Annotated in this window: 9 protein-coding genes; 4 read left to right on the forward strand and 5 right to left on the reverse strand. The window is 65.0% G+C overall.

Annotated elements, in window-relative coordinates; translation table 11 throughout:
• Positions 1-114: 114 nt before the first annotated feature.
• Entirely contained in the window at positions 115-429 is a 315-nt protein-coding gene (locus AC6LJY_RS27740) for a hypothetical protein (protein WP_314362527.1), read from the forward strand.
• Positions 430-529: 100 nt separating this feature from the next.
• On the opposite strand, the gene AC6LJY_RS27745 is transcribed toward AC6LJY_RS27740, so the two are convergent.
• Entirely contained in the window at positions 530-1,372 is an 843-nt protein-coding gene (locus tag AC6LJY_RS27745; protein ID WP_498137217.1) for a LysR substrate-binding domain-containing protein, read from the reverse strand.
• A 111-nt stretch (positions 1,373-1,483) separates the two neighbouring features.
• Here AC6LJY_RS27745 and AC6LJY_RS27750 point away from each other — a divergent pair, with 111 nt between their 5' ends.
• On the forward strand, positions 1,484-2,467 hold the full coding sequence (locus tag AC6LJY_RS27750) for a bile acid:sodium symporter family protein (protein WP_498137218.1): 984 nt from the start codon (positions 1,484-1,486) through the stop codon (positions 2,465-2,467).
• Between the two features lie 64 nt (positions 2,468-2,531).
• Here the strand turns inward: AC6LJY_RS27750 and AC6LJY_RS27755 are convergent, their stop codons facing one another.
• Both AC6LJY_RS27755 and AC6LJY_RS27760 read right to left on the reverse strand, forming a co-directional pair.
• Entirely contained in the window at positions 2,532-2,915 is a 384-nt protein-coding gene (locus AC6LJY_RS27755; RefSeq protein ID WP_046807410.1) for a Rieske (2Fe-2S) protein, read from the reverse strand.
• Positions 2,916-2,967: 52 nt separating this feature from the next.
• The gene (locus AC6LJY_RS27760; protein ID WP_120154726.1) at positions 2,968-4,833 is read right to left on the reverse strand and encodes an ABCB family ABC transporter ATP-binding protein/permease; all 1,866 of its coding nucleotides are present in this window, start codon (positions 4,831-4,833) and stop codon (positions 2,968-2,970) included.
• Between the two features lie 260 nt (positions 4,834-5,093).
• On the opposite strand from AC6LJY_RS27760, the gene AC6LJY_RS27765 reads away from it, so the two are divergent.
• Entirely contained in the window at positions 5,094-5,921 is an 828-nt protein-coding gene (locus tag AC6LJY_RS27765; RefSeq protein ID WP_485858473.1) for an aldo/keto reductase, read from the forward strand.
• A gap of 134 nt (positions 5,922-6,055) precedes the next feature.
• Here AC6LJY_RS27765 and AC6LJY_RS27770 read toward each other — a convergent pair whose 3' ends face one another.
• Together AC6LJY_RS27770 and AC6LJY_RS27775 are read right to left on the reverse strand one after the other, a co-directional pair.
• Positions 6,056-6,259: a hypothetical protein gene (locus AC6LJY_RS27770; RefSeq protein ID WP_046807407.1), complete on the reverse strand. Its 204-nt coding sequence runs from the start codon at positions 6,257-6,259 to the stop codon at positions 6,056-6,058.
• Positions 6,256-7,431 carry a PepSY-associated TM helix domain-containing protein gene (locus AC6LJY_RS27775; protein ID WP_498137219.1) on the reverse strand — a complete coding sequence of 392 codons (1,176 nt, stop codon included), beginning with the start codon at positions 7,429-7,431 and terminating at the stop codon, positions 6,256-6,258. Before AC6LJY_RS27775 ends, AC6LJY_RS27770 begins: the two co-directional genes overlap by 4 nt.
• A 246-nt stretch (positions 7,432-7,677) precedes the next feature.
• Here AC6LJY_RS27775 and AC6LJY_RS27780 point away from each other — a divergent pair, with 246 nt between their 5' ends.
• Positions 7,678-8,391, forward strand: coding sequence for a metallophosphoesterase (locus tag AC6LJY_RS27780; RefSeq protein WP_046807405.1), 714 nt, complete (start codon positions 7,678-7,680; stop codon positions 8,389-8,391).
• Positions 8,392-8,486: the final 95 nt, after the last annotated feature.

Genomic DNA, 8,486 nt, shown 5'->3' on the forward strand with positions numbered 1-8,486 from the left:
GCGTTGATGCAGATCAACGCCGGCTTTTTGCATGCCGCTTAAGTTTCCGTTTGCCGCGCCGTTGTCGCTAGGAACAAGCTGCGCCGACTGTGGCCGCGGCGCAAGGGAACCGTAATGCTAGAGAAGAAGATCAACGGATTTTCGGTGGTGGCGTACGCGACGCAACCCGAAGGGCGCACGCCGCCCCGGGCGTTCTTGGAGACGCGGCGCCTGGTGGCCAAGGTCAAGGAAGGCGAAGCCGGTGCACAGCAGGCGGCGGACCCGGATGGCGCCGAGCCGGCCGCCGCACCGCCCGAAGGCCAGCCGTTCGAAATTTTTGTCAGCCGCCGCTTTCGCAGCGCCATCGAAGCGATGTCCGCCGCGCGCAATGCGCTGGACCGCGTGACCAGCGTGGACGAAAACGGCGTGCCGGATCCGCTGCCGGAATAAGCGGGAGGCCGGGCGGGCGTGTATTGACGGCCCGCCGCACCCGCACCCGCACCCGCACCCGCACCCGCACCCGCACCCGCACCCGCACCTTGTGGCAAGGTCAGGTCAAGGTGCTGCGCATCAGGATGTCGGTCAGCGCCCGCGTGGGCTTGTTGGGGGCCGGAGCCGAGATGACGATGAATTCCACTTGCGGTAAAGCGGGCAGTTGCGTCGCGCCACCGGGCGCGGCCAGCCCCGCCGTGGACAGGTGCGAAGGCTGCACGGTAATGCCCAACCCCGCGTGCGCGGCCGCCTGGCAGCCCGCGTAGCTGGTGCTTGTGCAAACGATCTGCCAGCTGCGGCCGGCGCGCGCCAAGGCGTCCAGCGTCAGCGTGCGCGTCACGCTCGGCTCGCGCAGCAATATCAATGGCAGCGGCGCATCCGGCGCAAATCGCAGGCCTTCCTTGGCGCGCCACAGCAGCGCTTCCTTGTGCAGCGTCTGGCCCCGGCGATCGCCGCGCCGCCGCTTGCCGATCATCACGTCCAGCTCGTTGTCGTCCAGCAGTTTGTAGAGCTCGCTGGTGACGCCGATGGTCAGGTCCAGTTCCACTTCGGGATGCGCCAGCCGAAACGCGGCCAGCACATCCGGCAGCGGCCCCATCGCCAGATCGTCCGACGTGCCCAGCCGTACGCGACCGCGCAGGCGCGGCGCATCGAACAACCGCGCGGCGCGTTCGTGCGCATCCAGAATGATCTCGGCATGCACCAGCAAACTGCGCCCGTCGCTGGTCAGCGCCAGCGAATGCGTGTCGCGCAGGAACAGGCGCCGGTTCACGGACTGTTCCAGTTGTCGGATGTGTTCACTGACAGTGGGCTGGGTCAGCCCCAGGCGACGGGCGGCTTCGGTAAAGCTGGGGGCGCCGGCGGCCACCGTGAAGGTCTTGAGCCACAAGGGGTTAAGCATGGCAAGCCGATGGGGTCATAGGACTTTTCGATGACAGTCAAAGTAATCAATGGCCTTCACGATGGCAAGGGACGCGCCTATAGTTTTCCGTAATTTCCTGGAAACCTAGCCATGCGCCGCTTTTTACCTGACCAATTCACGCTGATCCTGATCGCCACCGTGGCGTTTGCCAGCTTTTTCCCCGCCGTGGGCAAGGGCGCCATGTTCATGATGGTGGCCAGCAACGTGGCGATATCGTTGCTGTTCTTTCTGCACGGCGCGCGCCTTTCCACCGATGCCATCGTGGCCGGCGTGAAGGACGTGCGCCTGCATGCGTTGATCCTGGCCTGCACCTTCATTCTGTTTCCCGCGTTGGGGCTGGGCTTGCGGGCCCTGTTCCCCGGTCTGCTGACGCCTTCACTGTGGCTGGGCGTGCTGTTCGTATGCACGCTGTCTTCAACCGTGCAGTCGTCCATTGCCTTTACGTCGATGGCGCGGGGCAACGTGCCGGGCGCCATTTGCGCGGCGACCGCGTCCAACTTGCTGGGCACCGTGTTGACGCCGTTGCTGGTGGCGGTGTTGCTGCATCGGCAGGGCGGCGGACACGGGCTGGCCGACGCCGGCCGCATCCTGGCGCAGCTGCTGCTGCCGTTTGCGGTGGGCAGCCTGTTGCGGCCGTGGATCGGCGCCTGGGCGCAGCGCAACAGCCGTACGTTGTCCAAGGTGGATCGCAGTTCGATTTTGCTGGCCGTCTACACGGCCTTCAGTGAAGCCGTGGCGCAGGGCATCTGGCACGCGTTTCCGGCGATCGACCTGGCCACGATGGTGCTGGTGAATGCGTTGCTGCTGGGCTCGGTGCTGGTGATCACAACCTGGGGCAGCCGCAAGCTGGGCTTGTCCAAAGAGAACGAAATCACGCTGGTGTTCTGCGGGTCGAAGAAGTCGCTGGCGTCCGGCATTCCGCTGGCCACCGTGCTGTTCGGCACGTCGCAGATGGGCGTGGTGGTGCTGCCCTTGATGATCTTTCACCAGATGCAGCTGATGGTGTGCGCCGTGTTGGCGCGGCGCTATGCGGAACGGCAGCCGCCGGCGCAGGCCGCCGTGGCGGGGGCGTAGCGTCAGCGTCAGCGTCGGCGGTTACGGCAAGTCGGAGACGCCAAACGCGAACGTCGGCCAGCTGTCAGCCGCCGTCGCGCGGAACGATCTTGCCGGTGGGGTGCCAGTACACGGCGCCATCACGTTCCGACACCGTCAGCGCGGTCAGGCGCCCGTTCTTGCAAGGCCCGCCGACGCACAAGCCGGTGTCCGGCTGATAGGTCGCGCCGTGGCGCGCGCACATGATGAGGTCGCCCGCGCGGGTGAAGAAGCTGCCTTCCCAATCCAGTTCCACGCCGACGTGGGCGCAGCGGTTCAGGTATCCATGCACGCGGTCCTGGTAGCGGACGAAAAAGGCAGTGGTCTGACCCGAGCCGTCGGACACCGGCACTTTGACGCCCAGACCGCCGTTGGCCAGGTCGGATGCCGCGCAGACGCGGACTTCGGGGGCAAGCGAGGGTTCCTGCATGGCGGGCCTTTTAACGAAAGGGTGCGATGTTCGGTCAGGGCGATGGGGCTTGTCAATCCGCCGGGCTGTTGGCTGGGTTGTTCACCGGATTGCTGGCTGGGGCGTCGCTGACATCGGCGTCTTCGTTGGACGCCGCGCCGTCCTGCTGACGCGCCCACATTCCGGCGTAGACGCCGCGTTGCGCCAGCAGCTGCGGATGGCGGCCGCGTTCGATGATGCGGCCTTCGGACAGCACGATGATCTCGTCGGCGTCGGCCACGGTCGACAGGCGGTGCGCGATGATCAGCGTGCTGCGGCCCTGGCTGACTTCGCGCAGGTTCGCCTGGATCTCGCGTTCGGTGTGGGTGTCCAGCGCGCTGGTGGCTTCGTCGAACAGGAAAATGGCGGGGCTCTTCAGGATGGTGCGGGCGATGGCTACGCGCTGCTTTTCGCCGCCAGATAGTTTCAGGCCGCGCTCGCCCACCATGGTCTGGTAGCCGTCCGGCATGGTCATGATCAGGTCGTGGATGTGCGCCAAGCGCGCGGCAGCCTGGATCTCGGCCTCGGTCGCGCCGGGCCGGCCGTAGCCGATGTTGTAGTGAATGGTGTCGTTGAACAGCACGGTGTCTTGCGGCACCACGCCGATTGCGGCGCGCAGGCTGGCCTGGGTGACGTTGCGCACGTCCTGGCCGTCGACCAGGATGGCGCCGCTGTCCGCGTCGTAGAAGCGGAACAGCAGGCGGGCGATGGTGGATTTGCCCGCGCCCGACGTGCCGACCACCGCAACGGTCTTGCCCGCCGCAATGGTGAAACTCACGCCCTTCAAGATGGGGCGGCGCGCGTCATAGCCAAAATACACGTCGCGAAATTCCACCTGGCCACCCGCCACGCGCAGCGGCAGGGCGTCGGGGCGGTCGGCCACTTCGCGGTCCTGCCCCAAAAGTTCGAACATGCGTTCCATGTCGATCATGGCCTGCTTGATTTCGCGGTAGATGAAGCCGAAGAAGCTCAGGGGCTGGTACAGCTGCAACAGGTAGGTGTTGACCAGGACAAAGTCGCCCAGCGTGTAGCGGCCCTGGGCGATGCCGGTGGCGGCCATCCACATCACCAGCGTCAGGCCCACCGAAATGATGGCGGCCTGGCCCACGTTCAGAATCGACAAGCTGACCTGGCTGCGCACGGCGGCGCGCTCGTAGCGCGTCAGCGAGGCGTCGTAGCGGCGCGCCTCGTGCTCTTCGTTGCCAAAGTACTTGACCGTCTCGTAGTTCAGCAGGCTTTCGATGGCCTTGGTGTTGGCTTCTGAATCGGTTTCGTTCATCTGGCGCCGGAACTTGGCGCGCCATTCCGTAACGGCAAGGGTATAGGCCATGTACAGGATGACTGTCGCGCCGGTGGCCGCGGCCAGCCAGATGTCGAACATCTTCCACAGCACAATACACACCAGCCCGATTTCAAAGAACGTGGGCAGGATGTTGAACAGCAAAAACGACAGCAGCGTCTGGATGCCCTTGGTGCCGCGTTCGATGGCCCGTGTCAGCCCGCCGGTCTGGCGCGACAGGTGAAAACGCAGCGCCAACGCGTGCAGGTGGCGAAAGATCTGCAAGCCCACCGCGCGGATGGCGTGCTGGCCGACGCGGGCAAAGATGGCGTCGCGCAATTCCGAGAACAGCAGCGACAGCACGCGCGCGGTGCCATAGGCCAGGATCAGGCCCAGCGGCACCGTCACCGCGCCGGGCGCACCCTTGCCCAGTTCGTCGATGGCGTGCTTGTAGATCAGTGGCACATAAACGGTGGCCGCCTTGGCCGCGAACAGGCACAGCAATGCGGCCACGACGCGCACCTTCAGCCCGGTCTTGCCGGGCGGCCACAAGTACGGGAACAGGGTGCGCAAGGTAGAAAAACCGCCGCGATTCTTCGGGGGCGCGTCAGGGGAATTCATGGCTGGCCTTGGGGGGCGAAAGCGGGGGTGGAGCGGTGTGAAGGGCATTATCCGGCACGGGCGCTATTATTTGGGTGATAACCCCTGGTATTTGCGGACCATTGCCTGGGGATGTCGGACCGGTATCGGAATGTGGGCGCAGCTCGGCAAGCCCGCTTTTTTATCTCTTCAATCCGGGGTTGGCCGGGCTGTGCCCCTGGATTGCGCGACCTGGCGCGTATTCGCCGTGCGAGCGTTGCGTTGCATGTTTCGGAGGGCTTATGGCGAAGGTACCCGCAGTGAAATTGAACGACGGCAGCAACATCCCGCAATTGGGGCTGGGCGTTTGGCAGGTGCCCGATGACCAGGCGGCCGCCAGCGTCAAGGAAGCCTTGGCGGCCGGCTACCGGTCGGTGGACACGGCGGCCATCTACGGCAACGAGGCAGGCGTGGGCGCGGGCTTGCGCGCATCGGGCGTGGCGCGCAAGGACCTGTTCATCACCACCAAGCTGTGGAACGACAAGCACGGCTATGACGACGCCCACAAGGCCATGGACGAAAGCCTGGAAAAGCTGGGCCTGGCCTATGTGGACCTGTACCTGATCCACTGGCCGGTGGCGGGCAGCACCCAGTTCCTGGATGCCTGGCGCGCGATGGTCGAAATGAAGGAAGACGGCCGCGCGCGTTCGATCGGGGTGTCCAACTTCACGCAGGCCAACCTGCAACAGTTGATCGAGACGTCTGGCGTCACGCCGGCGGTCAATCAGATCGAGCTGCATCCGGGCTTCGCCCAGCACGAGCTACGGGCCTTCCACGCCAAGCACGGCATCGCCACCGAATCCTGGAGCCCCTTGGCACAGGGCGGCGTGACGAAAGAAAAAGTCATCGTGGACCTGGCCGCCAAGCACGGCAAGTCTCCGGCGCAGGTCACGCTGCGGTGGCACGTGCAAAGCGGCCTTATCGTGATCCCGAAGTCGGTCACGCCCGCCCGCATCCGCGAGAACATCGACATTTTTGATTTTGAACTGTCGGCGGATGAGATGGCCGCGATTGACGGCATCAAGAGCGGCGCGCGGCTGGGGCCGGACCCGGAACAATTCGGCCGATAGCCGGCCTGGGGAAGGCCGGACTCAAGGGCCGGACTCAAGGGCGGGGACAACGCCCCGGGATCGGGTCCAGGACAGGCCCAGGACAGGGCGCGGGACCGGGGCGCGGGATGGGGCAGCGGGGCCCCATGATCCGCCTAGTGTTTCAGCGGGAACACCCAGTACCGGACGATGACCCCCAGCAGGATGGTCAACGTGATCCACGACGCCCAGTGCCAGGCGCCCGTGCCCAACAGCGCGGCCAGCAGGCCAAAGACGCTGAGCACGCCCAGCAGGATGGGCGCGCCCCATACGAACATGAAGCCGCGACCTGTGCGGCCTTTGGTGTGGCGGGCGCTCATGCCGGATTCCTTTGTGGGGCGGCGGCGGCCTGGTGCTTTTTCACCAGCTCGTTGATGCGCGCCTCGGTGGCGCGGCGCCGCGCAATCCACAGGTACAGGCCGCTGACCAGCACCACGATGGTGATGAGGTCAAGCAAGGCCCAGATGATCTTCAGCGGCAGGCCCGCGTAATCGCCAAAGTGCAGCGGGCGCGACACTTCCAGCGCGGTCAGGTACCACGGCATTTTGGCCACGGTAGTCAGTTCGCCGGTTCTGCCATCGACCAGCACGGGCGTGTTCAGCTTCGAGGTCAGCGGCGTGTCGCCACGCATCCAGGCGATGTAGTGGTGCGGGCTGCCGAAAGCGTTGCCCGGAAAGGCGATGAATGACACCTCGTTGCCCGGCATGGCTTTCTTGGCCGTGTCGGCCGCCAGTTGCGCCGAGGCCAGCTGGGTGGGCACGGTCTGGCCCTTGTAGGGTTCCAGAATGCGGACCAATTCAGTGGACTGCCACAGGCGGAACAACGGGGTCGACAGTTCGTTGATGACGCCGGTAAAGCCCACCACGAAGGCCCACACCAGGGTCACGATGCCCAGCAGGTTGTGCAGGTCCAGCCATTTCAGGCGCGTGGAGCGGGCGGCGCGGACGGTGCCGAATTCCAGCTTTTTCATGAACGGGCCGTACAACACCACGCCTGACACGATAGCCACGCAGAACAGCAGCCCCATGAAGCCCAGGAACAGCTCGCCCGGCAAGCCGGCAAACAAATCCACATGCAGGGCCAGCATGATGCCCATGAAAGAGAACTTGTCTTCGGTATACAGCGGGCCTTCCAGCAGCACGTCGCCGGTGCGGCCGTCCATGCGGACCGCGTGCCCGGAAGCCTGGCCATCACCTGGCTTCTTGGCCATGCCGACATAGACCTGGGGCTCGTCGGGGTCGAAGAACAGGTAATCAACCACTTCGCCCGGATACATGGTCAGGGCGCTGGCAACCAGCTTGTCCAGATTGGCGGGCGGCGTGTTGGCCGGCACGTCGGACAGCGGCTTGGCGTCATCCAGCCAGTGCTCGATTTCATGGTGAAAAACCAGCGGCAAGCCCGTCAGGCAGATGATGAGCAGGAAGATGGTGCAAACCAGGCTGGTCCACTTGTGGATCCAGTACCAGGTTTTGATGGTGGACGCGGCTGTCATGGCGGCGGAAGGGGGCGGCGGCGCGCGCGGCCCCCTTTAAGCTGTTTGTGAGGAAGGCGGAACATTATCACGAATAATAGCGATTCTCGTAACGGAATATTTGACCCCCGGATGGTCAGGGGTGCAAGGCCGGCGTCAACTAAAGCGGGTTAAAAAGACAGGTCGGGAGATACCGGGCGCAAGCCGCCACGGTTTGTTTCAAGGGACGGGTCTTGCTCGCCCCGCAACCGGCAGTCGAGAAGCATCATGGAGCAGCGATTTTTAAAAGTCCCGCGTAACGAGCATGGCCGCGATTTCGCGGTAGGCGACGTGCACGGTCATTTTTCGCGTTTGCAGGAAAGCCTGGACCGGCTGGGTTTCGACCCGGCCCGCGACCGGCTCTTTTCCGTGGGCGATCTGGTTGATCGCGGACCTGAAAGCGAAGCCGCGCTGCAATGGCTGGCCCAGCCCTGGTTTTACGCGGTCCAGGGCAACCACGAAGACTATGCGATTCGTCATGTGCGCACCGGCAAGGTGGACGTGACCAATTGGCGCGGTTACGGCGGCGGCTGGTTCCTGGACCTGCCCGTCGACCAGCAGCAAGTGTTTGCCGACGCGTTTGCCCAGCTTCCCATCGCTATCGAAGTCGAAACCCGCGAGGGCGCGGTGGGCCTGCTGCATGCGGATTGCCCGGTGCTGTTCTGGCCGCGCCTGGAGTTCGCGCTGCAAGATCGCTACAAGCGCACCAGCGCGACGTGCCAGTGGTCGCGCGACCGCTTGCGGCAGATGAACCGCACCGGCATCCAGGGCGTGCGGGCGGTGGTGGCCGGGCACACGCCCGTGGCCGCGCCGCTGGTCCTGGGCAACGTCTATCACATCGATACCGAAGGCTGGCGATCCGGCTACTTCACGTTCCTGGACCTGGAATCGCTGACGGCCTGGCCGCGCGAGGTCGTGACCGAGCTGGCGGTAGAGGAATAGGCCGTCGGGCGCTGGGGACGAGGGAGGGGGCCGTTTAACGGTCACCGTGGAACGAGAAAGCAGGGAAACGACACGGGCGCCGCAAAGGGCGCCCG

It is taken from the genome of Achromobacter sp. RT286_PF (assembly GCF_059760425.1).

Bases quoted from the DNA above. Each gene is read 5' to 3' on its own strand.
- AC6LJY_RS27740 (WP_314362527.1), top strand. From the start codon at position 115: ATGCTAGAGAAGAAGATCAACGGATTTTCGGTGGTGGCGTACGCGACG.
- AC6LJY_RS27745 (WP_498137217.1), bottom strand. From the start codon at position 1,372: ATGCTTAACCCCTTGTGGCTCAAGACCTTCACGGTGGCCGCCGGCGCC.
- AC6LJY_RS27750 (WP_498137218.1), top strand. From the start codon at position 1,484: ATGCGCCGCTTTTTACCTGACCAATTCACGCTGATCCTGATCGCCACC.
- AC6LJY_RS27755 (WP_046807410.1), bottom strand. From the start codon at position 2,915: ATGCAGGAACCCTCGCTTGCCCCCGAAGTCCGCGTCTGCGCGGCATCC.
- AC6LJY_RS27760 (WP_120154726.1), bottom strand. From the start codon at position 4,833: ATGAATTCCCCTGACGCGCCCCCGAAGAATCGCGGCGGTTTTTCTACC.
- AC6LJY_RS27765 (WP_485858473.1), top strand. From the start codon at position 5,094: ATGGCGAAGGTACCCGCAGTGAAATTGAACGACGGCAGCAACATCCCG.
- AC6LJY_RS27770 (WP_046807407.1), bottom strand. From the start codon at position 6,259: ATGAGCGCCCGCCACACCAAAGGCCGCACAGGTCGCGGCTTCATGTTC.
- AC6LJY_RS27775 (WP_498137219.1), bottom strand. From the start codon at position 7,431: ATGACAGCCGCGTCCACCATCAAAACCTGGTACTGGATCCACAAGTGG.
- AC6LJY_RS27780 (WP_046807405.1), top strand. From the start codon at position 7,678: ATGGAGCAGCGATTTTTAAAAGTCCCGCGTAACGAGCATGGCCGCGAT.